Below are 26,025 nucleotides of genomic sequence, written 5' to 3' on the forward strand. Positions count from 1 at the left end.
TGAGCCAGCACGCTTCGGCGCCATGAAGAGACCCCTTCTGAGCAGCTCGCTCACCCTCGCGGTCAGCACCCTCGTCATCGCCGGCGCCGGTGTCCCCGCCGTGGCCGCCGCACCCGGCCCGCAGCCCCAGGCCTCCCACAGCAAGGCCGTGCAGGACGCCAGCTCCCAGGTCGCCGCCCACCCCGACGCGGTGAAGGCCGGTGCCGACGACCGTTTCCAGGTCACCAACGTGCAGGTCGACGCGGACGGCACCCGCCACGTCCACTTCAACCGGACCTACCGCGGCCTCCCCGTCCGCGGCGGCGACGTGGTCGTGCACTCCGCCCCCAACGGCACCCTCGACTCCACCAGCCTGACCCAGGCCGCGCCGCTCTCGCTCTCGGTGACCCCCTCCGTCACCGATCAGCAGGCGATCGCCAAGGCCGCGAAGCTCTTCCGCGGCACCCGCGGCAGCAGCACCGCCGTCCTGACCGTGGACGTCACCGGTGCCTCGCCGAAGCTGGTCTGGGAGGTCGTCCTCAACGGCACCGGCGCGGACCGCGCCCCCAGCCACCTCCACGTCCTGGTCGACGCCGTCACCGGCGCCACCGGCGAGAGCTGGGACGGCTTCTCCGCGTTCCTGCCCGACGGCACCAAGCGCGCCAAGGGCAAGGCGGCCCCCACCGCCGTCTCGGCCCCCGCCGCACCCGCCGCCCTGGCCGCCGCGGCCTCCACCGGCACCGGCAAGGGCTACCAGGTCGGCAACGTCAGCGTCAGCACCACGCAGAACTCCACGACCAGCTACACCCTCAAGGACCCCGCCCGCGGCAACGGCGAAACCCGCGACGCGCAGAACCAGACCGCCACCAACGACTCCCCGCCGGCCGGCTGGGGCGTGGCCTTCAACGACGCCGACAACGTCTGGGGCAACAACGCCCTGACCGACCGTGCCACGGTCGCCGTCGACGCCCACTACGGCATCCAGGCCACCTGGGACTTCTACAAGAACGTCCTCGGCCGCAACGGCATCAAGAACGACGGCGTGGGCGCCCGTTCCTTCGTCCACTACGGCACCAACTACGACAACGCCGGCTGGGACGACGCGAGCTTCGCGATGATCTACGGCGACGGCGCGGTCGGCTCCAAGCCGTTCACCGAGATCGACGTCGCCGGCCACGAGATGAGCCACGGCGTCACCGCCGCCACCGCCGGCCTGATCTACAGCGGCGACGCGGGCGGCCTCAACGAGGCCACCTCGGACATCATGGGCACGATGGTCGAGTTCAACGCCAACAGCCCGGCCGACACGCCGGACTACCTCATCGGCGAGAAGATCGACATCAACGGCAACGGCACCCCGCTGCGCTGGATGGACGACCCGAGCAAGGACGGCAAGTCCGTCAAGTGCTGGTCCAGCACCACCAAGAACCTCAACCCGCACTACTCGTCCGGCGTCGGCAACCACTTCTTCTACCTGCTCGCCGTCGGCTCCGGCCAGTCCCAGTGGGGCAACAGCCCGACCTGCGACGGCTCCACGGTCGCCGGCATCGGCAACGACGCCTCCACCAAGATCTGGTACCGCGCGCTGTCGGTCTACATGACCTCCAACACCGACTACCCGGGCGCCCGCACCGCCACCGTCAAGGCCGCCAAGGACCTGTACGGTGCCGGCAGCACCCAGTGCGCCGCGGTCGAGAAGGCCTGGAGCGCGGTCTCCGTCGCGCCGACCGCCACCACCTGCGGCGGCACCACCCCGCCGCCCACCGGCGACAACCTGCTGCTCAACCCGGGCTTCGAGTCCGGCGCGACCTCGTGGACGGGCACCTCCGGCGTCATCACCAACGACGCGGGCGCGGCCCCCCGCACCGGTGCGTACTACGCCTGGCTGGACGGCTACGGCTCGGCGCACACCGACACGCTCTCGCAGTCGGTGAGCGTCCCGGCGACCGCCACCGCGCCCAAGCTGACCTTCTGGAACCGCATCACCACCGCGGAGACCGGCAGCACGGCGTACGACACCCTGAAGGTCCAGGTCGTCAGCGGCACCACGACGACCACCCTGGCCACCTACTCGAACGCCGACGCCACCTCGGGCTACGTGCAGCGCACGCTCGACCTGTCGGCCTTCAAGGGCAAGACCGTCACGATCAAGTTCACCGGCACGGAGGACTCCTCCCTCCAGACCAGCTTCCTGATCGACGACACCTCGGTGACCGCCGGCTGACCCCGGCCCCCCGGACCGGTGGACCCGGGCGGTCGACCCACGACGTCCCGCCCGGGTCCACCGCAGCACCTCACTGCTGCGGCTCCTCCTCCCGGCCCTGCCAGGTGCTCACGCACACCTCGTTGCCCTCCGGATCCGCCAGCACCCACCACGCGGGCGCGCGCGCCGCGGAGACCACCCGGCCGCCGGCGGCCACCGCCGCCCCGACCCGCCGCAACGCCTCGTCGTGCGGCACGGTGACGTCGAGGTGGAGCCGGTTGCGCTGCACCCGCGGCGCGTCCATCCGCTGGAACCAGACCGCCGGGCCCTGTCCGAGCGGATCCACCAGCGGATCCTCCGGACCGTCGGCGCCCGGCACCCCGACATGGCCCAGCACCGCCTTCCAGAACGGCCGTACCGCGGCGGCGTCCAGCACGTCGACCGCGATCTCCAGGAGCTGCACGGACCTGGGCTCCCCCGGCCGCTGCTCCCCCCACCCGGTGTCGGCCCCCGGGCCGCACAGGGCGGCCGAGATCCGCCGGGCCAGTTCCACCTCCCCGGCCCCCACCGCGGCCCCTTCGGGCGGCACCAGCGCGAGCACCACCACCCCCGGCCGCAGGTCCGCCCGCAACCGCCGGTCGGCCTCCTCGCCGCAGACCGCCACGGCGACCGCGACCGCCTCCACCGCCCGGGCCGCCGACGCGACCGGAACGAACCGCTGCAACGTGCCGAGCAGCAGGCGCCAACCCCCGCCCCCGACCGCGTCCGAGACCTCCTGCGCACCCATCGACTGCTCCATCCCGGCATCCTCCCGGCCGGAGCCCCCGACCGGGACGCCCCGGCGGGGGCGCGGAGGAGTGCACGGGGTCGCCCGGCAGGGCTTCAGCCACGGGCCCGCCGCGGTTTCGGCCGGTGCTGCATCAGCCCGACCGCCACTCCCCCGGCCCCCGCGAGCAGTTGCAGCACGGTGGTGGTCGGGACACCGGCCACGGCGAGGGCCGAGGCGAGGACCAGGACGGCGACCACCACCACCTGGTCGGTCGGCCGGAACCTGCGGCGCGGCGGTGTCGGTGCGGACGGCGGGACGTGACGGCGACGCGAACGGGTCATGACGGCCTCGGATCTCGATGGTGCGGGATGCGGAACGGACAGGGCCGGCCGACCGCGGCGACAGCCCGGCCGGGCGGAGTGCGGCGGCTCTCAACCGCCGGTCCGGGCGAGCAGGTCCTCGACGGTCTGCGGCCGGCGCAGCACGGAGAACCGCACGGTGCCGTCCGCCGCCACGGTGGCACCGTGGACGGCCGGTTCGAGCAGGCTGTTGTAGCCGAACGGGGTCGAGGTGTAGTACGCGCCGGTGTCCAGCAGCACGACGATGTCGCCGGGTTCGAGCAGCGGCAGCGGTCGGGCCTTCGCGACCAGGTCGCCGGCGAAGCAGGCCGGTCCGGCGACGTCCTGCTCGACCGGTTCGCCGTGCTTGGCGGCGCCGGTGCCGTCGTGCGCGCTGATCCGCAGCGGCCAGGAGTCGGGGGCGAAGACCGTCCGGGCGGCCACCTGCACACCGGCGAAGGTGAGGGCGACGGGGCGCCCGCCGGAGGTCTTGGTGTACTCGACGTAGGCGGCGGTGAAGCCGGACTTGGCCAGCAGCGAGCGGCCGAACTCGGTCACCACCCGGAACTCCCCGGTGAACAGGGCCGGGGCGCGGTCCTTCAGCCGCCCGACGTAGTCGGGGTAGCCCGGGCTCACCTCGTCGCCGTCGAAGTTGACGGGGAGACCGCCGCCGATGTCCAGGCCGACCACCTGGCGGCGGCCGAGTTCGCTGTTGGTCTTCCGGGCGAAGCCGACGGCCGCGGCGACGCCCTCCGCCATCAGGTCCAACGGGCAGCCCTGGGAGCCGACGTGGCAGTGCAGCCAGGTCAGCCAGGGCCGGTCCCGGAACGCCGCGAGGAGCCGGTCCGCGTTGCCCGCGTCGGCGAGGGTGATGCCGAACTTCGAGTGGGCGGTGGCGGTGCTCATCGCTCCGATGGAGCCGCCGCCGACCTGCGGGTTGACCCGGATGCCGATCCTGGAGCGCGTCCCCGCGGCCCCGCGTTCGGCGAGGATCTCGTCGACCCGGGCCAGCTCCTGCCAGTTGTCGATGTTGACGGCGACGCCCAGCTCCAGGGCGAGCCGCAGTTCGGCCCGGGTCTTCGCCGGGGAGTCGTAGACGATCCGCTCGGGGGCGAAGCCGGCGGCGAGCGCCTGGGCGAACTCGCCGGGGCTGGCCACCTCGCAGCCCATGCCGAGGTCGCGCAGGTGGCGCAGCACCGGTACGAGGCTGTTGGCCTTGGCCGCGAAGGTGTGCAGCACCTCGCCCGCGTCCTCGAAGGCCCGGTGCAGCGAGTCGACGGTCGCCGCGACGGCGTCGAGGTCGACGAACCCGGCGAGCAGCGCGTCCTCGGGGTCGAGGAGCCCGTCGCGGACGGCCGCCCGCAGGATCCGCTCGCGCCGCTCGGGACCGTACAGGGCGGGGTCGGGCCGGAAGGGGTCGGCCGGGGCGGGGGCAGGCAGGGCGGGGTCGGGCTGGGCGGCCGGCTGGGGGTCGGTCATGGGTGGCGCTCCGCTCGGTCGTCGTGGATGCACGACCCCGGGGTGCGTGCTCCGGCGGCCGTGCGATCAGACTGCCCGTCAGGTACCCCCCGGGTCTTCGTCCCGCCGTCCGGCTTTGCGGCGGCCCGGCCGCGCCGACGGCCGCTCCGGAGCGCCGGCCGCCCCGCGGTGGTGCACCGCGGCGGTTCCCGGCCGCCGTCGCCGTCCTGTCCGCCGCGGTACCGCCCCTGGCCGGCCCGGGTGGTGCCGGGCGACGGACCGGAGGGGCTCCCTTCGTCGCGGGCGGCGAAGGGAGCCGTCCGTCGTGCGGGGCGACGGCGTCAGGCCCCGTCCTCGGTGCTGCGGCGCAGCAGCCGCAGTTGGAGCTGGGCGAGCAGCCGGGCGTCGGGGTCGTCCAGGTCGATGCCGCTGGCCTTGACCACGGTCTGGTCGAGGCGGTGGGCGAAGGTCGTCCGGGGGACGCCCAGCGCGTCCGCGGCCCTGGCCTTCTCGCGCGCGTGGTCGAGGTAGGCGCGCAGGGTGTCCAGGAGGGCGGTGTCGCCCTTCTCGACCAGCCGGTCCACCGGCGTGGTGACGGGCGGCCGTTCGCCGCGGAGCGCGTCCAGGTAGTGGGCCAGTGCGACCGCGTCGGCCACGTCGCCGACCCGGGCGCAGTCGAGCGGCGCATGGCCGAACAGCAGTCCGCTCAGGGCGAGTTCGGCCGTCCGGCGGGAGTCGGCCGCCAGGTCGAGCCGCTCCCGGACTTCGCCGATGCCGATCCGCACCGGCAACTTCACCTCTTCCGCGAGGGGTTGGGCCAGCGAGCGGCTCAGCCGGACGACCCGGGCCTGCGCCTTGTCCGGGTCCGCGTCGAGCCCGCCGAGCAGCACCAGCACGCCCCGCTCCGAAGGCACGACCACGGGCGCGTGGTCGCGCACGGTGCAGTACCGGTAGACCAGTTGGGAGAGCCGGGTGCGGACGGCGGCACCGCCGCCGGCCGTCCCGCGGTCGCCCGTCCCGGCGCGGACGGACAGCACCGCGCAGGGCTCCGCGAGCGGCAGCCCGGTCCGCTCGGCCAGCAGGGCGGCGGAGCTCCGGCCGTCGAGCAGGGCCCGGGCCGCCTCGACGAGTTGCTGGTCCCGGCCGTCGCGGCGGGCGCGGTCGTGCAGCAGGTGGGCCGCGGCCACCCGCGCCGCCGCGCGCAGGGCCCGGGTGGCCGCGGGCACGTCGAGCGGCTCGCCGTCGGCCGCCACCCAGATCGACCCCAGCGGCACGTCCCCGGCGCGGACGAGCACGATGAGCCGCTCGGGCGTCTCGCCGTCCGTCTCGCGGTACAGCACGTCGGTGGACTTCCAGAGCTGGCGGAAGAAGCCGGCCTTCTCCATGTCGTGGCGCCGTCCCTGCGGCGGCCGACCGCCGAGGATGGTCCGGACACGGACCTCGTCGGTGCCCCGGCCGGTCGGCGAGTGCGCGAGGACGTTGGAGTCCAGGTCCTCGATGGTCACGGATCCGCGGACCTGGAGGGCGACCGCCCGGGCCAGCTCGTCCAGGTCGCCGAGCGGGACACCCGCGACGGCGGGCTCCTTCGCCACCGACAGTCCGGCGTGCAGCATGCCGATGACGGTCGGCCAGTCCGTCCACCAGCCGCGGAAGAGCACGGCCGTCCCGGCCTCGGCCGCGGCCTCGCGCAGCGCCTCCGTCCGGATCGCCGTTCCCGCCGGACGCAGGACGACACCGGCCGCCCCGGCGTTCCCGGACCGCCGCACCACGGCGACGGCCTCCTCGGAGTTCGGATCGACGCCGACCGCGACGAGCAGGTCGCCCGGCGCCTCCCGCTGCTCCAGCGGGTCGAGCACGACCACCCGGCCGACGGCGGCGCCGACCCCCAGCGGCGCAGCGCACAGTTCCACGAACCGCTCCCCCACCAGCGCCAGCAGCCCCTCCAGCGTCTGTTCCGGCTCCGGCCGGCCCCACTGCTCCGCGTCCGACACGGGCAGCCCCCTCCCCTTGGCACGTGCGTTGCTCGATGGTGCGTCAGTTCGAGCTGCGCGGACCTCGGTTCGCCGCAGCCCGGTGTCGCGCGGACCGGCCGCGCGGGTCCCTTCAGTCGGCCGCGGTGGCGAGCGGCCGGGCACGCCGGGCACGCCCGCCACGCAGTTTGAGGGTGGCCACGACCATCACGGCGATGGCGGCCCACCGCAGCAGCACATCGCCGGGCGGCACGTAGAGGCCGAGATAGACACACCCCGCGAGGGCCGCCACCAGCCCCAGGACGAGGGCCCGGACGGCCGGCGGCCCCGCGGGGGTGCGCAGCAGCGGCCCGGGGCGCAGGAGTTGGCCCGGCTCCCGGACCCGCCGGAGCTCGCCGCAGGCGACGGCGGTGCCCGCGCTCAGCAGCAGCATGCGCAGGTTGGCGGGCACGCCGGTCACGGCGAGCAGCTCGACGGCGTCCAGCACGGCTCCGGCGAGCAGGCACAGCACCGCCGCCGCCAGGACGGCCGCGACACGGCGGCCCCGGGCCAGCAGGACACCGGCACCGGTCGCCGCACCGACCAGGGGCAGCGAGAGGGTGGAGAGGCTCGGGGGGCGGCCGGTCGAGAAGGTCATCAGGACGCCGGCGACGAGCAGCCACACGGGCCAGGCCAGGACCCGGGCCACCCACGGCAGCTGTGCGGCCCCCGGTCGGCCCGCCGCTGCCGACACCCGGCCCGGCGCAGCAGGCGGCCGCTCGGCGCCCGCCGGACGGTCGAGCTCGGTCGGCGGGTGGGTGAGCACGGCCGGGCCCGCGTCCTGCCGGCCGCGCCGGACCCGGGCGGCGGCCTGCGGCTCCGGGGCGGGCCTGTCCGAGGCCCTCGACAGCAGTTCCTGGAGCGTCCGGGCGGTCGTCTCCGCGGACGGCCGGGCCTCCGGGTCCTTGTCGACCAGGGCCGCGAGTTCGGACTCCAGGGGCCCGGCCCCGGGCACCGCGGGCAGCGGCCTGGTGAGGATCGCCGCGTAGACCGAGGTGAGGGTCGGCCCGTCGAACGGGGGCCGGCCCGCGACCGCGGTGTAGAGCGTGGCGCCGAGCGCCCAGAGGTCGGCCGGGGGGCCGACCTGCCGGCCCTCCAACTGCTCCGGGGCCATGTAGTGCGGGGTGCCGATGACCGTCCCGGTGCGGGTCAGGTGCGTGGCGGCGTCGAGGATCCGGGCGATCCCGAAGTCGGTGAGGACGACGCGCTTGCCGGCGAGCAGCACGTTGTCCGGCTTGAGGTCGCGGTGCACGACGCCGGCGGCGTGCGCGTGCGCCAGGGCGTCCGCGACCGCAGCGCCGATCCGCGCCGCCTCCCGCCAGGACACGCCGCCCTCGGCCTTCAACTGCTGCTGCAGCGACCGGCCGTCGACGTACTCCATGACGATCCACGGCACGCCGCCGTCCTCGACCACGTCGTGCACCGTGACGATCCCGGGGTGCTGCAGCCGTGCCGCCGCCCTGGCCTCGCGCAGGGTGCGCGCCATCAGCTCGCGCCGGTCCCCGTCGTCGAGACCGTCGGGCAGCACGACCTCCTTGACCGCGACCGTCCGGTCGAGCGTGCTGTCGTACCCTCGCCAGACCCGGCCCATTCCGCCGCGCCCGACAGCTGCGTCCAGCCGGTACCTGCCACCGATGGTTCGTCCGTCCTCCGAGGCCACGGGGACACTATGCCGCAGCCCCGACACGACGGATGTCGAAACGGCACAAACCGGCTGTCCTGACGAGCAGTCACCGCACGGCTCCCGGAGCACGGTTGTCGACGCTCACGCAGGACGCGCCGTCAGGTCCGCCCCGGGTTCGTCAACCGTCGCAGCCGGCGGGGACCCGGGCCGACGCCAGGCTCACGACGTCCTCCTGGACCGGGCGGAGCACTGGTGGCAGTGCACGGCGTCCACCGGGCCGCCGGAGCGGGCCAGCAGCACGGCCCGCGCGCACGACGCGGCGAACAGCACGCCGACGGCGGCCGGCACCACGCCCGCGGAATGCCCGCCGAGCAGCAGTTCGGCCGCCAGGACGAACAGCACCGCCGCCGCCAGGAACCGCACGGCACCCTGGCCCCGGACCACGGGGCGGTACCGCTCGCGGAAAACGGTGATCCCGGTCGTCTCCTCGCACCGAGGGCAGCCCGCCTGCGCCGTTTCGAACAACAGCTCATCCGTCACACGGCCACCCTACGGCTTGCGTCCAGGGCGCCCGCCCCTGTTGTCCGAGCCCGGCCCGCGCGATGCGCGGACGGCTTCACCGGACCCGCGCCGGAGCCACAACCGGCCCGCCGGTACCAGCCCTTGACCCCGCACGCCGCACCACCCGCCCCGGACGCCACCCGCAGCCCCTCGCGGCACCGCGACACGACGGCGCACCGACCGGAACGGCCGGTCGGCCACGCCCGCGGCAGGACGCCGACCGGCACCCGCAGGCCGTCGACGCACCGGCGCGCCCACCCGAACGCCTCAGTCGGCATGCGGCGCACGGGGTTCGTTCCTACGGTGCCCGGTGAGGGGGATCCCCCGTCGAGAGGTGAACACTGACATGGCAGGCAAGTTCGAGCTGTACGTCGACGAGTCGGGCAACCACCGCTTCCGCCTGAAGGCCAGCAACGGCTCGGTCGTCGTCACCGGCGACCCGGAGGAGTCGCGGGAGCAGTGCCTGAAGAGCATCGAGTCGCTGCGCAAGCTGGCGCCGTACGCCCAGGTGCTGGAGGCCGCCGGCTCGTAGCCGCCGACCGGCAGGACAGCGAACGGGCCGGCCGCCCCGTCGGGGCGGCCGGCCCGTTCGCGTGCGTGCCGTCCTTTGCCGGACCGCATCGGATCTCCCCGAAAGCCTCACACGTGACACCTGTCCGCCGTTCGGGTGCCGTGCGTAGGGTCCGTTTCGCAAGGCCGCGCCCCTGCCGCGCGAGAACCGACCCCGGCAGATCCCATGGACTACTGCGCACCCTGCCGACGCCATCTCAACGGCGCACTGTCCTGCCCCGGCTGCGGGGCGGCCGGTGGCCCCGCCCCGGTGGACACGACGGCCGTGCTGCCCGCCCGCGGCACGGCACGCCCCGCCCAGGGCGGCGAGCCGCACCGCCGGCGCGCCCGCCGGGCGGCCGGACCGAAGCGGCGCCGGGCGGTCATCCTGACGGCGGCCGGCCTCGCCCTCGGCGGCGCCGGCGTGCTGGCCCTGGCGGCACCGGACGGCAGTGGCGCCGCCCGCCCGATCACCGCGCCGGTGGACGACGCCCGGCCGGCGGCGAGCGACACGCCCACCGTCGAACCGGCCACCACCTCGGCCTCACCCACCAAGCAGGTCTCGGCGAAGGCTTCGAAGTCCGGGAGCGCGAAGCCGAGTGCCTCGGCCGCCTCCGCGACCGCGCCGACGGCCACCGCCGCGCCGACCACCGCCCGGCCGACGGCGACGGCGACCGTGCGGCCCAGCCGCAGCCCCTCGCCGAACCCGTCGAAGTCCTGCACGCCGTTCCTGTTCTGGTGCACCTGACCCGTGCGGCGCGGCTCAGCCGTTCAGCCGGTCGGCCAGGTACGCGGCGTGGCTGATCTCCACCTGCCGTGAGGCGGTGAGCAGCGTCAGCGGCCCCCGCCCGGCCAGTTCGCGCAGGTGGTCGAGGGCCTCGGCGCGTTCGGGTTCGGCCAGCTCGGCGCGGTAGCGGCGCCGGAACTCCGTCCAGCGGTCCGGGTCGTGCCCGTACCAGCGGCGCAGCTCGGTGCTGGGGGCGACGGTCTTCAGCCATTCGTCGAAGCCGGCGTCCGCCTTCTTGAGGCCGCGCGGCCAGAGCCGGTCGACCAGGACGAGGGTGCCCTCGTCCGGTCCGGGTTCGTCGTGGAGCCTGCGGCGGGTGACGGCCATCCGGCCATGCTCGCGCGCGGTTCGCCGAAATCCGCGCGTACGCTGCGGAGTGTCCTGGATGCTGTCCGTACGGCCCACTCCTGCGGGTGTCCGCCTGCGGGTGCCTGCGGTGCCCGCGGTTGCCTCCGGGGCGGGCCGCGGGTGGGCTCCGGACGGCGGCACTGGTGACGAGGGACGCGGCGATGAGCACGGACGGGGCGACGGGGCGGGACGGGGCGGCCGGGCCGCTGGCGGCGGCGGGCGTGCTGTTCCGGGACGCCGCGGGCCGGGTGATGGTCGTCCGCGCGGTGTACGAGAGCCGGCACCCGGTCGAGGTGCCGGGCGGCGGCTGGGAGCCGGGGGACGCGACGCTTCGGGCGACCGCCGTCCGGGAGCTGCAGGAGGAGATGGGGCTGCGGCCGCGGCTGCTGGCGCTGGCGAGCGTGGACTGGGCGATGAGCAGCTCCCGGCCGCCGATCGTCTCCTTCCTCTACTGGGCGCAGCCGCTGACGGCGGCGGAGCTGGCGGCCGTCCGGCTGCAGGAGGACGAGCTCGGCGGGTACGCCTTCGTGACGCCCCGGCAGGCGGCCTCGGCGCTGCCGCCGCGGCTGTCGCGCCGGGTGGCGGCGTGTCTGCGCTCGCCGGCGGGGTCGGGGCCGGTGGAGATGGAGGACAGCTTCCCGGTCGGTCCCGCCGCGGCCGGGCTGCCGCCGGGGCCGGCTCCGGCGTACACCCGGGCCGACGGCCTGGACCTGGCGGGCGGTGACCGGCCGCCGGTGGTCCCGCCGCTGGACCGGGAGACGTACTACGCGACGCGTCCGCGGATCCGGGCGGAGGTCCAGGTGCTGGCGGCCGACCCGGGGGGCCGGGTGCGCACCGCCCGGGCACCGGTGGCGGCCGACCGGGAGACGCCCCGCGCGGCCGCGGCCCGGCTGCTGCGCGAGCGGCTGGGTTCGGTCCGCCCGCCGGGCCGGCTGCTCGCCCTGGACTGGCTGCCGGGTGACCGTCCCCGCCTGGTGTACGTCTTCGACGGCGGCCGCCCTGACCGTCACCGGCCTGCCGGGGAGCCGGCAGCCGCCGCGGAGGCCGCTCCGGCCGAGGACCGGCGGACGGCTGCCGCCCTGGCGCACCGCGGGGCGGTGTCCGGGCCGCTCGAACTGGTCGACGGCGTGCCGGCGGCCGATCCGGGGTGATCGTCGACGCGGCAACGCGGCAGCGGGCGGCGCGCCGGGGACCGGCGGGTGTGACGGCGGGCCGCTTGCGGCATGACAATCGTGACAGTGGAGCGGCCGGTGCCGCCCTGCCCGAGGAGGTCGTATGGTCCGCGACATCGAGTCCGTGCTGACCGGGCTGCAGGTGGAGGCCGTCGGGGTGTCGGGGCCGCTGAGACTGGCACTGTCCGGCGGTGTGGTGCTGACGGTGACGAACGACTTCCGGGTGCGGACGGCCGCCGAGGTGGAGCACTTCTACCCGGGCCTGTCGGTGCCGGCCTCGGGGCTGCTGGCCGCACTGGCCGGTGCCCGGGTCGCGGGGGCCGCGGTGACCCGGGCCGGCGGCCTGGAGCTGGGCTTCCGGTCGGGCGTCACGCTGTCTGTGCCGCCGGACACGGCCGTCGCGGGCACCCCGGCCTGGCAGGTCTCCGGGCCGGACGGGCCGCTGTTCACCGCGGAGCCCGGCGGCTACCTCGCCGTCTGACGCCCCCGGGGTCCGGCCCTGCGCGGTGCGGCCCTCCCGGGCCGGCGCCGGCTCAGCGCAGGTCGAAGACCAGCCGGGCCGTCACCCGGCCCGCGAGCACGTCCTCGAAGCAGTCGTTGACGTCCTCCAGGCGCCGGGTCTCGCGCATGACCCTGGTCCGGCCGAGCTCGTGCAGCCGGAACACCTCGGCGAGGTCCTGCCGGGTGCCGACGATCGAGCCGACCACCTTCGTCCCGTTCAGCACGGTGTCGAAGACGGGGATCTCCAGGGTGCCGCCGGCCGGCAGCGCGACCAGGACGAGGGTGCCGCCCCGCCGCAGGGCGCCGTACGCGGCCCCGAACGAGTCGTTGCTGACGGCGAGGGCGATCGCGGCGTCGGCGCCGCCGAGCTTCTGCGTCTCCGCGGGGACATCCTGGATGCGGGCGTCGAGGACGTGGTCGGCGCCGAGTTCGCGGGCCAGGGCCAGCTTCTCGTCGGTGACGTCGACGGCGATCGTCTCGGCGCCGGCGAGGCGGGCGTACTGCAGCGCGAGGTGCCCGAGGCCGCCGATGCCGGAGACGAGCACCCGGGTGCCGGGGCCCGGGTCGGCGACCTTGACGGCCTTGTAGGTGGTGACGCCCGCGCAGGACAGCGGCGCGGCGTCCATCGGGTCGATGCCGTCCGGGACGGGCACCACGTAGTCGCCGTGGGCGAGTGCGTACTCGGCGTAGGCGCCGTCCACGGAGTAGCCCGAGTTGTGCTGCTGCAGGCAGAGCGTCTCCCAGCCGGACACGCAGTGGTCGCAGCGGCCGCAGGCGTCGGCGAGCCACGGAACGGCGACCCGCTGGCCGAGCCGGACGTGGCGGACGAGGTCCCCGGCGCGTTCGACGACGCCGACGCCCTCGTGCCCGGGGACGAACGGCGGGGTCGGGCGGACGGGCCAGTCGCCGCGGGCCGCGTGGATGTCGGTGTGGCAGAGGCCGGAGGCCTCGATGCGGACCAGGACCTGGTGCGGGGCCGGCTCCGGCAGCGGGCGGTCCTCGATGGCGAGCGGTGCGGTGAAGTCGCGGACGACGGCGGCCTTCATGGCGGTGTCCTCCCGGATCGGCTCGTGCACGGCCGGGCCCCGGCGGGCCTCGGCCGCCCCTCCGACCGTCCCCCGGACGGCCCCGCTCGGCAAGCCGGGGGCGGTGCCCCGGCGCCGCCACCGCCGCCGACCTGCGCCCGGGGACCGATCACGGCCGGAGGTACACGACCCGCCCCTGGCCACGGTTCCCGTCGCACGGCCTAGGATGACGGCCGTTCGACCGCGGCCCGCGGGGCCGCGAACGGGGAGGGGGAACGGTGTTCGGAATCATCAGGCCGTGCCGGCACAGCCTGTCGGAGACGCTGCGCAGCTCGTGGATGGCGCACCTGTGCGGGCTCTGCCTGGCGCTGCGCGACGACCACGGGCAGCTGGCCAGAACGGCCACCAACTACGACGGCCTCGTCATATCCGTGCTGGTGGAGGCCCAGGGACCGCGTGCCGCGGGCGGGCGGCGGACGGCCGGGCCGTGCCCGCTGCGCGGGATGCGCAGCGCCGAGGTGGCGCAGGGCGAGGGGGCCCGGCTCGCCGCCGCGGTGTCGCTGGCGCTGGCGTCGGTGAAGGTCCGCGACCACGTACTCGACGCCGACGGGGTGTTCGCGAAGCGGCCGGTCGCCGCGGGGGCGCGGGCGGTGGCCCGTCGCTGGGACCGGCAGAGCACGGGCGGCGGCGCCGGCCTCGGCTTCGACACCGCGGTGCTGCTGGACGCGGCCGGCCGGCAGGGGGAGCTGGAGCGGGCCGCCGGACCGGGCACCTCGGTACTGCTGGTGACGGAGCCGACGGAGACGGCGACCGCGGCCGCCTTCGCGCACACCGCGGTGCTGGCCGGGCGGCCGGGCAACGCGGCGGCGCTGGCCGAGGCGGGCCGGCTGTTCGGCCGGCTGGCGCACCTGCTGGACGCGGCGGAGGACCAGCAGGAGGACGCGGCCGCCGGCCAGTGGAACCCGCTGACCGCCACCGGCACCGGCCGGGACGAGGCCGAGCGGCTGTGCCGGGACGCGGTGCACGGCATCCGGCTCGCCCTCGGGGACGTCGAGCTCACCGAGCGGGCGCTGGTGCACCGGCTGCTCGCGCACGAGACCGGCCTCGCGGTGGACCGGGTCTTCGGCCACGGCGCGGGCTGCTCGGTCACCGCGGGCGGGCAGCACGCGCACGGCTCCCACGCGCCGCAGCAGCACGCCCCGCACCCGGGCGGTCCGCTGATCGGCGAGCCGCCGACCCCGCTGCCCCCGAAGAAGCCGCGGCGCTCGGGCCTCGCCGGCTGCGCGGTCTGGGCGGCGATGGCCTGCACCTGCCAGCTGATGTGCTGCGAGCACGAGGACCCGTTCAGCCGGGAGAAGAAGGAGGGCTGGTGCCAGCGCAACTGCGACTGCGACTGCGGCAATTGCGACTGCAGCGGCTGTGACTGCGACTGTTGCGACGGGTGCGACTGCTGTGACGGCTGCGATTGCTGCGACTGCGGCTGTGACTGCTGAACCGGCCGGCCACGGGCGCTCCCTGGACGAACTGGAGGGCGCCTGGCCGCCGCCGGCCCCCGGTGCCACCCGTCTGATCACCACCGCCCACGCCCTGCACCGGGTGCCGCTGGGCGAACTCGGCGCGGAGGGCCTGCGCCTGCTGATCGGCCAGGACATCGGCCTGCCCCACCTGGTGCCGGTGGCGCTCGACCTGCTGGAGGCGGACCCGGCGACGGAGGGCGACCTGTACCCGGGCGACCTCCACGACGCGGTGGCGGGCCGGCGCCCCGGGTTCTGGGCGAGCCGCCCGGACCTCGCGGCGCGGCTCCGCGCGGTCCCGCCGCCGGCCGGTCGCGGGCGCGGACGGGAAACCCGCTCCTCGGCTGACGGTGCCGGACGCTAGCCTGCGTCCGTGCCGATCTTCGTCCACCTCACCTCGGCGGCCAACGCGCCGCGGATCCGCCGCTCGGGCGTCCGGGCGGCCGGCCGCGGCGAGCGCGGCGTGTTCTGCTTCCCGGTGCTGCCCTCGCACACCCTGACCCACCAGTGGGTGCGCGAGCTCGCCCGCTTCGGCACCCGCGGCGGCCTGGTCGCGGTGCACTTCCGGCTCGACGACGCCGAGCCGGTGACGGTCCGCCGGTACGGCGGGCCCGGGCGGCAGGTCACGGCGGCCGAGGCCGCCGGACAGCTGGCCGCGATGGAGGACCCGCGCGGCTGGGAGGTGTTCCTCCCCCGGTCGGTCGCCGCCGGCGAGGTGCACCGCCTGCGCCGTCCGCCGCAGGTGGCCGGCTGGCGGTACTTCCCGTCCTCGCACGGCCGCCGGCCCTGCCAGTGCGACGGCTGCCGGGTCCGCGGCGAGTACGGCAGCCGGCGGCTGCGCGAACGGCTGCCGCACCCGCTGGACGGGCCGCCCCCGCCGACCCGGGTCCTGCTGGAACGGCTGGCCGCCGCGGGCGATCCCGGCGATCCGGAGGTCCTGCTCGACCTGCTGCACTGGTTCGGGCGGCGACGGCGCCGCAAGGGCCCGATCGCGGAACTCGCCCGGCTGGCCGCCCATCCCGACCCGCAGGTCCGCGCCGAACTGGTCCACGCCGTCTGGGACTGGTCCTCCCCCGGCCGGGCCGATCTGCTCGACGGCCTCGCCGACGACCCGGACGGCCGGGTCAGGACGGCGGTCGCCGACGCGCGGGAGTGGCTCGCCGAGCAGGACTGAGGCGGCCCCCGGCGGCCGTCCGCACACGGAGCTCCCGGCCCGAACGGCCTCCCCGGCAGGCGCGGTGACCGACGGTCAGGGTCCCCCGGCGGCCCCTTGATCGGCTCGGCTATGCTGCGCCCCTACCAGGGGCGCGCAACGGCGCCCGCACCGCGGCGATGGGGTGGGAAGCACCATGATGGGACCGGCACACGCGCTCTCCGGAGCGGCGGCCTGGCTGGCCGCGGGAGCGGCCGCGTACTCGCTGGACCGGCCCATGCCCTGGCCCGTCCTGCTGGCGGGTGCGCTGATCTCGGCGGGCGCCGCGCTCGCCCCCGACCTCGACCACAAGGCGGCGACCGTCTCTCGGGCCTTCGGTCCGCTGTCGCGCGGCCTGTGCGAGGTCATCGACAAGATCGGTGCCGCCACCTACAAGGCCACCCGCGGCAAGGGCGACCCGCGCCGCAACGGCGGCCACCGCACCCTCACCCACACCTGGCTGTGGGCCGCGCTGTCCGGCGTGGTGGCCTCGCTGTTCTCGGCGTACGGCGACCGCTGGGGCGTGCTGGTGGTGCTCTTCATCCACATGGTGCTGGCCGTCGAGGGGCTGCTGTGGCGGCAGGCCCGGATGTCCAGCGACATCCTGGTGTGGCTGCTCGGCGCGACCAGCGCCTGGACGCTCGCCAGCGTGCTCGACAAGCCGGGCAACGGCGCGAACTGGCTCTTCGACCAGCCCGGCCAGGACTACCTGTGGATCGGCCTGCCGGTGGCCCTGGGCGCCCTGGTGCACTGCCTGGGCGACGCACTGACCGTCTCCGGCTGCCCGGTGCTGTGGCCGATCCCGATCGGCCGCAAGCGCTGGTACCCGATCGGCCCGCCGAAGGCGATGCGCTTCCGGGCCGGCAGCTGGGTCGAGATCAAGGTCCTGATGCCGGTCTTCATGGGACTCGGCGCCATCGGCGCGGTCGCCGCCCTCGGCTTCGTCGGCTGACCCGCCGCCCCACGGCACACACGCCCCGTCGGGGCCCGCGGACCCGCGGGCGCCGGCGGGGCGTCTCAGTGCCGCGGCGGCAGCCGGTGCAGGTCGACCGCGACCAGGCTCCCCGCCTCGATCCGGGCGGTCATGTAGGTGCAGTACGGCTGCCGGCGCCGGTCGGTCGGCGAGCCGGGGTTGAGCAGCCGCATCCCGTCCTCCGCGGTGGTGTCCCAGGGGATGTGGCTGTGGCCGAAGACCAGCACGTCCAGACCGGGGTGCTGCGCGGCGCAGCGCGCCTCCCGGCCGCGGGCCGGTCCGGTCTCGTGGACGACGCCGAGCCGCAGCCCGTCCAGCTCGGCGCGGGCGGTCTCGGGCAGCCGGGCGCGCAGTTCCGGCCCGTCGTTGTTGCCGTGCACGGCGATCAGACGGGCGGAGCGCTCCTCGAAGAGGTCCAGGGTGGCGGTGTCCGTCCAGTCCCCGGCGTGCACCACGACGTCGGCGGCGGCGATCCGCTCCAGCAGTTCGCCGGGCAGGCTGCGGGCGCGGGCGGGCACGTGGGTGTCGGACACCAGGAGGAGCTCCACGGCCGCAGTCTGCCAGGGCGGGGCGGGCGGCAGCGGCCGACGGACCGGCCCGGCGCGTCTTCCGGCTGCGCCCCCACAGACGCTACTGTCGGGTAACACCACGCTCCCCCGCCGCCGGAGGTCCCGCGCATGCCCGTCCGCTCCCTGTCCGCGCGCGCCCTCGGCGGTCTGCTGGTCGGCGCCGGGGTGGCGCACTTCGCCGCACCGCGGCAGTTCGACGCGATCGTCCCGCGCTCCCTGCCGGGCTCGCCCCGCGCCTGGACGTACGTCAGCGGCGTGGCCGAACTCGCCGTCGGCGCGGCCGTCCTGGCCCCGCGCACCCGCGCCGCCGGGGCACTGGCCGCGGCCGGCCTGTTCACGGCAGTCTTCCCGGCGAACGTGAAGATGGCCTACGACTGGCGGCACCGCCCCTCCCCGTGGCGCGAGGCCGCGGCGGCCCGCCTCCCGCTCCAGGTGCCGCTGGTCCTCTGGGCCCTCAAGGTCCGCCGCGACGCCTAGGCACCTGCAGCAAGAGGGGCGGGGGACCTGCACAGCTCCCCCGCCCCTTGCAGTGCTCCCCACCGGGACCCGCTCTACGGCACGACGGTGACCGGCCAGCGGCCGGCCTTCACCAGGCGGACGGCCACCGAGCCGATGATCCGGTGACCGGCCTGCTCGGAGGCGCCCACCACGACCGCGTCCGCCTTGAGCTCGTCCGCGGCCCGCACCAGCCCGGAGTACGGGTCCCCGGGGAAGGTGACGAACTGCCAGCGCATCTCGTGGATGCCGCGCAGCCGCTCGACCCCCAGCCGGATCTCGTCGAGGAGGTGCTCCGCGACGGCGGCCGTGGCCCCGGCGACGGGCAGGCCCAACGCGGCGGCCGCACCGAGCACGGGCTGGACGAAGACCACCGCCAGCAGCGCGTTCTGCCGCCGTGCGAGACCGGCCGCGTAGGCGACCGCGCGCCAGGAGACGTCGGATCCGTCCGCACCGGCGACGATCACCTTGGGTCCGTCAGTACCGCGCTCGAAGCGCGGAACGGCGGCCGGCCCGGGCTTCGCCGACATGTCGTCACTCACGGCACGAGCCTATCGCCGCCGCCTCCGCACGGGTCCGGCGGGACGGGCACGGCAAGCGGGGGCGAGGACGGGAGCTCAGTGCTCGCCGGCCGCGAGGGCCTCCGCGAGCGTGCCGTACACCCTCAGCACCTCCTCCGCGCCGGCGATCTCCAGCAGGCCGGAGAGCGCGGGGCCGGGCTCGGCGAGCACCAGGGCCCCACCGGCCGTCTCCACGACCTGCCGGGCGCCGAGGATCAGGTCGAGACCTGCCGAGTCGCAGAAGGTGAGCCCGGCGCAGTCCACCACGAGCAGCCCGGGAGCGGCGGCGACGGCCTTCTCCAGGGCCTCCCGCAGCGGCAGCTCGCCGTCCCGGTCGAGTTCGCCCTCGGGGCGGACGACCACGGCATGCGCGGAACGCTGCACCGCCACCGTCAACTGCCCGCTGTCCGGTTCCATCGCTCGCTCCTCGTCCCGAAGGCACGCCCCTCAACGATAGGTCGGCTGCGCCCTGGTGGCCCGAACTGGAGCATCCTCCCACATGTGGGATATGGTCCCGGATATGAGATCCGATGACCCGCTGGACCTCCGGCTCGCGGCCCGCCTCGCCGAGCTGCGCACCGCGCACGGCTGGTCGCTGGACGACCTGGCGCTGCGCGCGGACGTCAGCCGCTCCACCCTCTCCCGGCTGGAGCGGGCGGAGATCAGCCCCACCGCCGCACTCCTCGGCCGTCTCTGCCGGGCGTACGGGCGCACCATGTCGCAGCTGCTCGCCGAGGTCGAGGAGAACGGCAGCGGCCTCGTCCGCGCCGCCGAGCAGCCGGTCTGGACGGACCCGGGCTCCGGCTTCGTCCGCCGGTCGGTCTCCCCGCCGCTGGCCGGCCTGCGCGGCGAACTCGTCGAGGGCGCCCTGCCGGCGGGCGCCTCGGTCGACTACGACGGCCCGTCGGTGCCGGGGCTGGAGCAGCACCTCTGGCTGCTCTCCGGCCGGCTCGACCTCACCGTCGACGAGCGGACCCACCACCTCACGGCCGGCGACTGCCTGCGCTTCCGGCTCTGGGGCCGCACCGCCTTCCACAGCCCGGGCCCGGAGCCGGCCCGCTACGTGCTGGCCCTCGTCCTGCCCTGACCACCCCGCCACGCCGCGCCCCGCCGCACCGACGGGCGGACCGCCCCACCGGAGGAACCCGTGCCACCGAACACCGAGCACGCCGGCACCGACGCCGACCGCACCGAACTCCTCACCGCCGAACTCCTCACCGCCGAGGCCCTGGACGCCGCAGCCCCCGCACTGGGCGGCCTGCTGCTCGACGCCGTCCGCGCCGGCGCCTCGGTGGGCTTCCCGGCCGGCCTGACCCCCGGGGCCGCAACGGCGTGGTGGCGCACCCGGGCGGCGGCGGTGGCCGAGGGCGGCCTGCTGGTGTGGACGGCCGGACCGGCCGACGCCCCGCTGGGCACCGTCAGCCTCGCCCTGGAGCGGTACCCGAACGGCGCCCACCGGGCCGAGATCGGCAAGCTGCTGGTGCACAGCGCCGCCCGCCGCCGCGGGCTGGGCCGCACGCTGCTCGCCGTCGCCGAGCGGGCCGCCGCCGACCGCGGCCGCACCCTGCTGCTGCTCGACACCGAGACCGGCAGCGACGCCGAGCGCCTCTACCGCTCCTCCGGCTGGACGGCCCTCGGCGCCGTCCCCGACTACGCGGCCGACCCCGCGGGCACGCTCCGCCCCAGCACCTTCTTCTACAAGCACCTCGACGAGCACCTCGGCGCCAACGCCACGGCACGACCGGTCGGCTGAGCCCCGGACACGCGGAACGGCCCTTCCCGCCGCGTCCGCCGGTGGACGTGGTGGGAGGGGCCGTGGGACGGCCCGGGTCAGGCCCGGCCGGCCGCCCGCTGGCTACGGCGCGCCAGCGAGTCGATGACGACCGCGGCCAGCAGCACCGCGCCGGTGATCATGAACTGCAGGGCGTTGCTGAGGCCCTGGATGTTCATGCCGGAGAGGATCGAGCCGATGACCAGGGCACCGAGCAGGGCCGACCAGGTCGAGCCCCGGCCGCCGAAGAGGCTGGTGCCGCCGATGACCGCCGCGGCGATCGAGTTCATCAGCAGGTTGCCGCCGCCGGAGGTCTGGCTGGCCGACTGGATCTGCGCGGCCAGGAACAGGCCGCCGATCGCGGCCATGGTCGAGGTGATCATGAAGACCGAGATCCGGGTCCACGACACGTTGATGCCGGCGCGCCGGGCGCCCTCGATGTTGCCGCCGAGCGCGAAGATCTGCCGTCCGTAGGTGGTGCGGCGGAGCACGAAGTCCAGCACCACGATGAAGATCAGGAAGATCAGCAGCGCGAGCGGAAGGCCCTTGTACTGGTTGAGGGTGTACGCCGCCAGGAAGGCCACGATGGCGAGGAGGACCGTGCGCAGCCCGATGTCCAGGGGTGGCCGGGACGGCACCCCGGCGGCCTGCCGGCGTCTGGCGTCGATCAGTTGGGAGGCGAGGAAGAGCAGGACGCCGATCGCGGCCGTGCCGTAGGCGGCGATCTGCGCGCCGTAGATGGTGGTGTAGAGCTTGGAGACGATGTCGTCGCCGGGGAGGTTGATGGTGCCCTGGCTGCCGAGGATCTGCAGCATGAGGCCGTTCCAGAAGAGGTTGCCGGCCAGGGTCACGACGAACGCGGGCACGCCGATCTTGGCGAAGAAGAAGCCCTGGATCAGGCCGACCACTGCGCCGCCCGCCAGCGCGCACAGCAGGGCGACCCACTGGTTGACGCCGTGGGTGACGCTCATGACGGCGAAGATCGCGGCACAGAGGCCGGAGACCGAGCCGACGGAGAGGTCGATCTCGCCGAGCAGCAGCACGAAGACGACGCCGAGGGCGATCATGCCCGTGCCGACGATCTGCTGGGAGAGGTTGGAGAGGTTCTGGGCGGACAGGAAGCTGGAGTTCAGGCTGCCGAAGACCACCCAGATCACGATGAGGGCGACGATGACGGGCAGCGACCCGAGTTCGCCGCTGCTGACGCGGCGGCGGAACTCCTGGACGTAGCCCTTCAGGCCCTGCTGGCGGACGATCAGCCGTGGGTCCACCGCCGGCGTCGCGGCGGCCGCGACGTCGACGGGGGCGTTGACGCCGCCCTTCGGCATGCTGTCCTCGGGCAGCGGGACCCGTCCGGGTTCCTGGCCGGGCCCGCCGGTGGGATCGTCGGTCACTGCTGTCCCTCCTGTCCGCGGGCCCTGCGCCGGGTCACGGCGTTGTCGGTGGCGCCGGTGATGGCGGAGATGATCTCCTCCTGGTTGGTGGCCCGGCGGTCGAAGACGCCGTTGTTGCGGCCGAGCCGCAGCACGGCGACCCTGTCGGAGACCGCCATCACGTCGGCCATGTTGTGGCTGATCAGGATGACCCCGAGGCCGCGCTCGCGCAGGCGCTCGACCAGGTCGAGGACCTGGGCGGTCTGCTCGACGCCGAGCGCGGCGGTGGGTTCGTCCAGGATGACGACCTTCGGGTCGCCGACCAGGGCACGGGCGATCGCGACGGTCTGGCGCTGGCCGCCGGAGAGCGAGGCGATCGGGATGCGCACGCTGGGGATCCGGATGGAGAGCGTGCTGAGCAGTTCGCGGGAGCGCTTCTCCATGGCGACCTCGTCCAGGACGCCGAACTTCCGGATCTCCCGGCCGAGGAAGAGGTTGCCCACCACGTCGAGGTTGTCGCAGAGCGCGAGGTCCTGGTAGACGGTCGCGATGCCGAGGTGCTGGGAGTCCTGCGGCCGGTGGATGCTGGTGGCCTTGCCCTGCCACTCGATCACGCCGTCGTCCGGGACGTAGACCCCGGCGATCGCCTTGACCAGGGTGGACTTGCCGGCGCCGTTGTCACCGACGAGGGCGACGACCTCGCCGGCGGGCACCTCCAGCTCCACGTCGGTCAGCGCCTGGACGGCACCGAACCGCTTCGAGACCCCGCGCAACGCCAGGACGGGTGGGCCTTCCACGGAACATCAGCTCCCTTGTCGGTCGGACGGGTCGGAACGCCTCGTCACTGGAGACCGGCGGCCTTGCAGGCCTCGGCGTAGGTGGGAGTGCAGATCTGCTCGACGGTGTAGAGCCCGTCCTTGACCACGGTGTCCTTGATGTTGGACTTGGTGACCACGATCGGGGTGATCAGGTTGGCCGGGACCTTCTGGCCGCTGCCGCTGGTCGCGGTGGTGGGCACCTCGGTCGGCGTGAGCGAGGTGCCGTTGGCCCAGGAGGCCACGATCGCGGCGGAGGCCTCGGCCTCGGGGCCGTACGGCTTGTAGATCGTCATGGTCTGGGTGCCGGCGAGGATGCGCTGGATGCCGTCGAGCTGCGCGTCCTGGCCGGTCAGCGGGACGCTGATGCCGGCCGCCTTCATGGCGGTGGCGGCGCCGGCGGCCATGCCGTCGTTGGCGGAGTAGATGCCGACGACGTTGGGGCCGCCGATGGCGGTGATCGCGGCGGCGGTCTCCTGGTTGGCCGTGTTCGGGTCCCAGTTCGGGGTGTCGTACTCCTTGCCGATGGTGAGCTTGCCGTCGATCGCGCTGTGCGCGCCGGCCTTGAACTGACCCGCGTTCGGGTCGGTCGGCGAGCCGTTGATCATGATGATCGAGCCCTTGCCGGCGTTCGCGCCGACCGCCTCCACCAGGGCCTGGCCCTGGAGCTGGCCGACCTTGAAGTTGTCGAAGGAGACGTACGCGTCGACCGGGCCCTGGGCGAGGCGGTCGTAGGCGAGCACCTTGACGCCGGCGTCGTGGGCCTTCTGGACGGACGCCTGGATGGACTTGGAGTCGACGGCGTCAAGGACGAGGATCTTGTTGCCCTTGGTGAGGGCGGTGTCGACCTGGGTCTGCTGGAGCGTCGCGTCCTGGTTGGCGTTGTAGTAGTCGATCTGCGCGCCCGGGACGAGCTTCTTGATGTTCGACTCCAGCAGCGGGCGGTCGAACTGCTCGTAGCGGGTGGTCTTGGACTCCGGGAGGAGCAGGCCGACCTTGACGGTGCCACCGGAGGCGGCGCCGGACGCGCCGGAGCCGGTGGACTGCTTCGCGCTTCCGCAGGCGGCCATGCCCAGACCGACGGAGGCCGCCGTGGCGACGACGACGAGTTGGCGTACAACGAGCTTCACTGGACAGCCTCTCACTCGATCTCACCCCCGGACTCCGAGTCTGCGAGCCAATGACCGGCCCCGCGACAGCGGCTGGGCCAATGCGCGGCGGAATATCGCCCGTTCGGCCGTACCGCCCCGGCCCGCACCGCGGCCGACCGGCAACACCGCGGCCTGCACCGAAGATTCACCCGCAGCAGACCAATGGTCCAGACCAGTGCCCTATGCTGACGGTGCACAGTCATGGGGTAGCGCTACGGAAACGACCAGTGGGGGTCTCCTCGGCATGCCTGGACAACGGACGGAACGCCGTGCACCGGCGTACCTGGACATCGCGCGCGACCTGGGGGAGGACATCGGGCGGGGCCGGTTCCCGGTGGGGCAGAACCTGCCCTCGGAACGGCAGCTCGCCGACTCGTACGGAGTGAACCGACAGACGGTGCGGGCCGCGCTGCAGCGCCTGCGGGCGCAGGGCTTCGTGGCCGGCGACCACCTGGGCACCTACGTGCTCGCGCCGCGGGAGGGACGGCCGGCCCGGCCCTCGCCCGGCCCGGCACCGGCCCACGCCTTCCCCGGCTCCTTCCTCCGCCCGGCCCGCTCGGCCGTCGGGCACGGGCGGCTGCTGCGCCGGCCGCCGGAACCGTGGGTGGCGGCGGCGCTGGAACTGCCGCCCCGGCGCGCCGCGCTCGCCTACGACCACCGGCTGCGGGACGCGGACGGGCGGACCCTGCAGTCGGCCGGCTCCTGGTTCGCCCCGGCGCTGACGGTGCTGCTGCCGGGGCTCGGGCGGGCCGCCTGGGCACTCGGCGAGGAGCCGGAGAGCGGCCGCGAGGCGGACCTCACCGAGCTGTACGGCTGGGCGGCCGTCGCCGGGCTCCGGCTCCGTGCCGCCGACAGCGTCCAGCTGGCCCGCGGCAGCGCGGAGCACGCCTCGCCGGGCGGCCTGGAGGTCCGGCGCACCATCGCCGACCAGCACGGACGCCCGCTGATCGGCACGGTCTTCCGGATCGCCGACGAGCAGGCCGAGCTGCGGTACGCGGACAGTCAGGCGATCCTGCCCGCCGAGGGCCGGCCGCGGTCGGCGGGCGGCGCGAACCGGATCGCCGAGCCGGACCGGGCGGTGCTGCACTCCTGGGCCTCGCCGAACGCCCCGGACCGCGGACTCGCGCTGCGGGCCAGGATCGTGCTCGCCTGCGAGCACGCCTCGGCGGAGGAGGCGGCCGGACGCCTCGGGCACTCGGCGCAGCTGGTGACCGCCTGGCGGGACAGGTTCCGGGCCGGCGGGCTGCAGGCACTGGAGGCCTCGCCGCGGCGACGCAGGTCCCGGCCGCGCTGAGCGCCGTCGGCGTGGGCAGGACGGCGCGGGCAGGACGGCGCGGGGCTACCGGGGTTCGGGCCGGTGCAGCCGGACCAGGGCGTCGATCGCCTCGCCCGCCGTGCCGTGGCCGTCGGGGGCGGCCACGGTGCGGCGCACCCGCTCGGCCCGGACGGTCTCCAGGCCGAGGCCTGCGAGGTCGTCGAGGACGTCGGCGGGGGTGAAGAGGACACGCGGGTCCTGCGGTCCGCCGGTGCCCCCGGTGAGGTTGAGGCTGTCGTGGCCGACCACGAGCAGGGTGCCGCCGGGGGCGAGGGCCGCGGCGGCCCAGCGCAGCGCGGTTCTGCGTTCGGCGGCGGGCAGCTGCAGGTAGGCGACCAGGACGAGGTCGTACCCGGCCGGTCCGGGGGCGGGGGTGAGGACGTCGGCGTGCACCCAGTCGATCCGGTCGGCGGTGCCGGGCGGGCGGGTGGCGGCGAGGGTGCGGCCGCGGTCGACGGCGACTACGGAGAAGTCGACGGCGGTGGCGTGCCAGCCGCGTTCGGCGAGCCAGATGCTGTTGCGGCCTTCGCCCGCGGCGAGGTCGAGGGCGCGGCCGGGCGGCAGCCCCTCGCACTCGCGGACGACCCAGCGGTTGGGCTCGACGCCCCAGAGCTGCTCGGTGGCGCGGTAGCGCGCGTCCCAGTCCTGACTGTCTATCGGCGGCCTCCTCGGTTCCGAGCGTACGCGGCGGGCCGGGGTGCGACCGCGTATGACCTTGGTAACCCCGGGGCCGCGGCGGCGGTGGCGGACGGCCGGTCGGCGGTGGGGCCGCGGCCGATCGAGGGGTGGGCGAACGATCCTTCCGCCACCGTCGCGGGGCGGGTGCCGGGCCGGCGGGCGGCCGGGCCCCGGGGCATGGACGGGCCGTGATGTGCCGAGGTCACGGCTGGGATTCGATGGCCGTGTCTGACGGTTCGAAAGGTTGTTAGGTTAGGCTTGCTTCCCTTACTGTCCTGGGTGCCGGAATACCGACC

General features: G+C 75.3%; 28 protein-coding genes. 13 read left to right on the forward strand and 15 right to left on the reverse strand.

Going from position 1 to position 26,025, the window contains the following annotated elements:
* Nucleotides 1–22 precede the first annotated feature (22 nt).
* Nucleotides 23–2,203, forward strand: coding sequence for a M4 family metallopeptidase (locus IE98_RS0115840; RefSeq protein ID WP_030269361.1), 2,181 nt, complete (start codon nucleotides 23–25; stop codon nucleotides 2,201–2,203).
* Nucleotides 2,204–2,273: 70 nt separating this feature from the next.
* Here the strand turns inward: IE98_RS0115840 and IE98_RS0115845 are convergent, their stop codons facing one another.
* The 6 genes from IE98_RS0115845 to IE98_RS0115870 all read right to left on the reverse strand — a co-directional run bounded on the left by IE98_RS0115845 (nucleotide 2,274) and on the right by IE98_RS0115870 (nucleotide 8,920).
* On the reverse strand, nucleotides 2,274–2,981 hold the full coding sequence (locus tag IE98_RS0115845; RefSeq protein ID WP_030269363.1) for a VOC family protein: 708 nt from the start codon (nucleotides 2,979–2,981) through the stop codon (nucleotides 2,274–2,276).
* Between the two features lie 83 nt (nucleotides 2,982–3,064).
* Nucleotides 3,065–3,292 (reverse strand): hypothetical protein, encoded by a 228-nt coding sequence (locus IE98_RS49090; RefSeq protein ID WP_159400927.1) that lies wholly within the window; start codon nucleotides 3,290–3,292, stop codon nucleotides 3,065–3,067.
* 90 nt (nucleotides 3,293–3,382) lie between these two features.
* Nucleotides 3,383–4,768, reverse strand: coding sequence for a diaminopimelate decarboxylase (locus IE98_RS0115855; RefSeq protein WP_078661046.1), 1,386 nt, complete (start codon nucleotides 4,766–4,768; stop codon nucleotides 3,383–3,385).
* Between the two features lie 320 nt (nucleotides 4,769–5,088).
* The gene (locus IE98_RS0115860) at nucleotides 5,089–6,738 is read right to left on the reverse strand and encodes a PucR family transcriptional regulator (RefSeq protein ID WP_030269366.1); all 1,650 of its coding nucleotides are present in this window, start codon (nucleotides 6,736–6,738) and stop codon (nucleotides 5,089–5,091) included.
* 112 nt (nucleotides 6,739–6,850) lie between these two features.
* Nucleotides 6,851–8,416, reverse strand: coding sequence for a serine/threonine-protein kinase (locus IE98_RS44625; RefSeq protein WP_159400928.1), 1,566 nt, complete (start codon nucleotides 8,414–8,416; stop codon nucleotides 6,851–6,853).
* 183 nt (nucleotides 8,417–8,599) lie between these two features.
* On the reverse strand, nucleotides 8,600–8,920 hold the full coding sequence (locus tag IE98_RS0115870) for a hypothetical protein (protein ID WP_030269371.1): 321 nt from the start codon (nucleotides 8,918–8,920) through the stop codon (nucleotides 8,600–8,602).
* 367 nt (nucleotides 8,921–9,287) lie between these two features.
* Between IE98_RS0115870 and IE98_RS0115875 the strand changes: the two genes are divergently transcribed.
* A complete protein-coding gene (locus IE98_RS0115875) occupies nucleotides 9,288–9,473 on the forward strand; it encodes a YegP family protein (RefSeq protein ID WP_030269373.1) in 186 nt (61 codons plus the stop codon).
* 288 nt (nucleotides 9,474–9,761) lie between these two features.
* On the forward strand, nucleotides 9,762–10,238 hold the full coding sequence (locus IE98_RS0115880; protein ID WP_030269374.1) for a hypothetical protein: 477 nt from the start codon (nucleotides 9,762–9,764) through the stop codon (nucleotides 10,236–10,238).
* A 15-nt stretch (nucleotides 10,239–10,253) separates the two neighbouring features.
* Here IE98_RS0115880 and IE98_RS0115885 read toward each other — a convergent pair whose 3' ends face one another.
* A complete protein-coding gene (locus IE98_RS0115885; RefSeq protein ID WP_030269376.1) occupies nucleotides 10,254–10,604 on the reverse strand; it encodes a DUF488 domain-containing protein in 351 nt (116 codons plus the stop codon).
* A 182-nt stretch (nucleotides 10,605–10,786) separates the two neighbouring features.
* Between IE98_RS0115885 and IE98_RS44630 the strand changes: the two genes are divergently transcribed.
* Nucleotides 10,787–11,776: an NUDIX domain-containing protein gene (locus IE98_RS44630; protein ID WP_052390567.1), complete on the forward strand. Its 990-nt coding sequence runs from the start codon at nucleotides 10,787–10,789 to the stop codon at nucleotides 11,774–11,776.
* Between the two features lie 124 nt (nucleotides 11,777–11,900).
* Nucleotides 11,901–12,278, forward strand: a complete 378-nt coding sequence (locus IE98_RS0115895) for a DUF6188 family protein (RefSeq protein ID WP_030269380.1) — start codon at nucleotides 11,901–11,903, stop codon at nucleotides 12,276–12,278.
* Nucleotides 12,279–12,330: 52 nt separating this feature from the next.
* Here the strand turns inward: IE98_RS0115895 and IE98_RS0115900 are convergent, their stop codons facing one another.
* Nucleotides 12,331–13,344 (reverse strand): zinc-dependent alcohol dehydrogenase, encoded by a 1,014-nt coding sequence (locus IE98_RS0115900; RefSeq protein WP_030269382.1) that lies wholly within the window; start codon nucleotides 13,342–13,344, stop codon nucleotides 12,331–12,333.
* A 257-nt stretch (nucleotides 13,345–13,601) separates the two neighbouring features.
* Here IE98_RS0115900 and IE98_RS0115905 point away from each other — a divergent pair, with 257 nt between their 5' ends.
* The 4 genes from IE98_RS0115905 to IE98_RS0115920 all read left to right on the forward strand — a co-directional run bounded on the left by IE98_RS0115905 (nucleotide 13,602) and on the right by IE98_RS0115920 (nucleotide 16,981).
* Nucleotides 13,602–14,816, forward strand: a complete 1,215-nt coding sequence (locus IE98_RS0115905) for a DUF5685 family protein (RefSeq protein ID WP_030269384.1) — start codon at nucleotides 13,602–13,604, stop codon at nucleotides 14,814–14,816.
* On the forward strand, nucleotides 14,806–15,201 hold the full coding sequence (locus IE98_RS0115910; RefSeq protein ID WP_052390568.1) for a contact-dependent growth inhibition system immunity protein: 396 nt from the start codon (nucleotides 14,806–14,808) through the stop codon (nucleotides 15,199–15,201). The genes IE98_RS0115905 and IE98_RS0115910 overlap by 11 nt, the downstream gene beginning before the upstream one ends.
* 9 nt (nucleotides 15,202–15,210) lie before the next feature.
* A complete protein-coding gene (locus tag IE98_RS0115915; protein WP_199922917.1) occupies nucleotides 15,211–16,011 on the forward strand; it encodes a HEAT repeat domain-containing protein in 801 nt (266 codons plus the stop codon).
* A gap of 175 nt (nucleotides 16,012–16,186) precedes the next feature.
* Nucleotides 16,187–16,981 (forward strand): metal-dependent hydrolase, encoded by a 795-nt coding sequence (locus tag IE98_RS0115920; protein WP_030269391.1) that lies wholly within the window; start codon nucleotides 16,187–16,189, stop codon nucleotides 16,979–16,981.
* 65 nt (nucleotides 16,982–17,046) lie between these two features.
* On the opposite strand, the gene IE98_RS0115925 is transcribed toward IE98_RS0115920, so the two are convergent.
* Nucleotides 17,047–17,550: a metallophosphoesterase family protein gene (locus IE98_RS0115925; protein ID WP_030269393.1), complete on the reverse strand. Its 504-nt coding sequence runs from the start codon at nucleotides 17,548–17,550 to the stop codon at nucleotides 17,047–17,049.
* Nucleotides 17,551–17,679: 129 nt separating this feature from the next.
* On the opposite strand from IE98_RS0115925, the gene IE98_RS0115930 reads away from it, so the two are divergent.
* Nucleotides 17,680–18,048, forward strand: a complete 369-nt coding sequence (locus tag IE98_RS0115930; RefSeq protein WP_030269395.1) for a MauE/DoxX family redox-associated membrane protein — start codon at nucleotides 17,680–17,682, stop codon at nucleotides 18,046–18,048.
* A 74-nt stretch (nucleotides 18,049–18,122) separates the two neighbouring features.
* On the opposite strand, the gene IE98_RS0115935 is transcribed toward IE98_RS0115930, so the two are convergent.
* Nucleotides 18,123–18,596, reverse strand: coding sequence for a universal stress protein (locus tag IE98_RS0115935; protein WP_030269397.1), 474 nt, complete (start codon nucleotides 18,594–18,596; stop codon nucleotides 18,123–18,125).
* An 87-nt stretch (nucleotides 18,597–18,683) separates the two neighbouring features.
* Entirely contained in the window at nucleotides 18,684–19,043 is a 360-nt protein-coding gene (locus IE98_RS0115940) for an STAS domain-containing protein (protein ID WP_030269399.1), read from the reverse strand.
* Between the two features lie 103 nt (nucleotides 19,044–19,146).
* Between IE98_RS0115940 and IE98_RS0115945 the strand changes: the two genes are divergently transcribed.
* Both IE98_RS0115945 and IE98_RS0115950 read left to right on the forward strand, forming a co-directional pair.
* The gene (locus IE98_RS0115945; RefSeq protein ID WP_030269401.1) at nucleotides 19,147–19,713 is read left to right on the forward strand and encodes a helix-turn-helix domain-containing protein; all 567 of its coding nucleotides are present in this window, start codon (nucleotides 19,147–19,149) and stop codon (nucleotides 19,711–19,713) included.
* Between the two features lie 60 nt (nucleotides 19,714–19,773).
* Complete coding sequence (locus tag IE98_RS0115950) at nucleotides 19,774–20,379, forward strand: GNAT family N-acetyltransferase (protein WP_420706192.1); 606 nt, start codon at nucleotides 19,774–19,776, stop codon at nucleotides 20,377–20,379.
* 77 nt (nucleotides 20,380–20,456) lie between these two features.
* On the opposite strand, the gene IE98_RS0115955 is transcribed toward IE98_RS0115950, so the two are convergent.
* The 3 genes from IE98_RS0115955 to IE98_RS0115965 all read right to left on the reverse strand — a co-directional run bounded on the left by IE98_RS0115955 (nucleotide 20,457) and on the right by IE98_RS0115965 (nucleotide 23,715).
* The gene (locus tag IE98_RS0115955) at nucleotides 20,457–21,725 is read right to left on the reverse strand and encodes a sugar ABC transporter permease (RefSeq protein WP_030269405.1); all 1,269 of its coding nucleotides are present in this window, start codon (nucleotides 21,723–21,725) and stop codon (nucleotides 20,457–20,459) included.
* Between the two features lie 62 nt (nucleotides 21,726–21,787).
* Entirely contained in the window at nucleotides 21,788–22,567 is a 780-nt protein-coding gene (locus IE98_RS0115960; RefSeq protein ID WP_043174273.1) for an ATP-binding cassette domain-containing protein, read from the reverse strand.
* A 44-nt stretch (nucleotides 22,568–22,611) separates the two neighbouring features.
* A complete protein-coding gene (locus IE98_RS0115965; protein ID WP_030269409.1) occupies nucleotides 22,612–23,715 on the reverse strand; it encodes a sugar ABC transporter substrate-binding protein in 1,104 nt (367 codons plus the stop codon).
* Between the two features lie 265 nt (nucleotides 23,716–23,980).
* On the opposite strand from IE98_RS0115965, the gene IE98_RS0115970 reads away from it, so the two are divergent.
* Nucleotides 23,981–25,030, forward strand: a complete 1,050-nt coding sequence (locus IE98_RS0115970) for a GntR family transcriptional regulator (protein ID WP_030269411.1) — start codon at nucleotides 23,981–23,983, stop codon at nucleotides 25,028–25,030.
* Nucleotides 25,031–25,075: 45 nt separating this feature from the next.
* Here the strand turns inward: IE98_RS0115970 and IE98_RS0115975 are convergent, their stop codons facing one another.
* Nucleotides 25,076–25,849 carry a class I SAM-dependent methyltransferase gene (locus tag IE98_RS0115975; protein WP_324605776.1) on the reverse strand — a complete coding sequence of 258 codons (774 nt, stop codon included), beginning with the start codon at nucleotides 25,847–25,849 and terminating at the stop codon, nucleotides 25,076–25,078.
* Between the last annotated feature and the right edge of the window lie 176 nt (nucleotides 25,850–26,025).

The organism is Streptomyces sp. NRRL B-24484, assembly GCF_000717715.1.
Taxonomy (GTDB): Bacteria; Actinomycetota; Actinomycetes; order Streptomycetales; family Streptomycetaceae; genus Kitasatospora.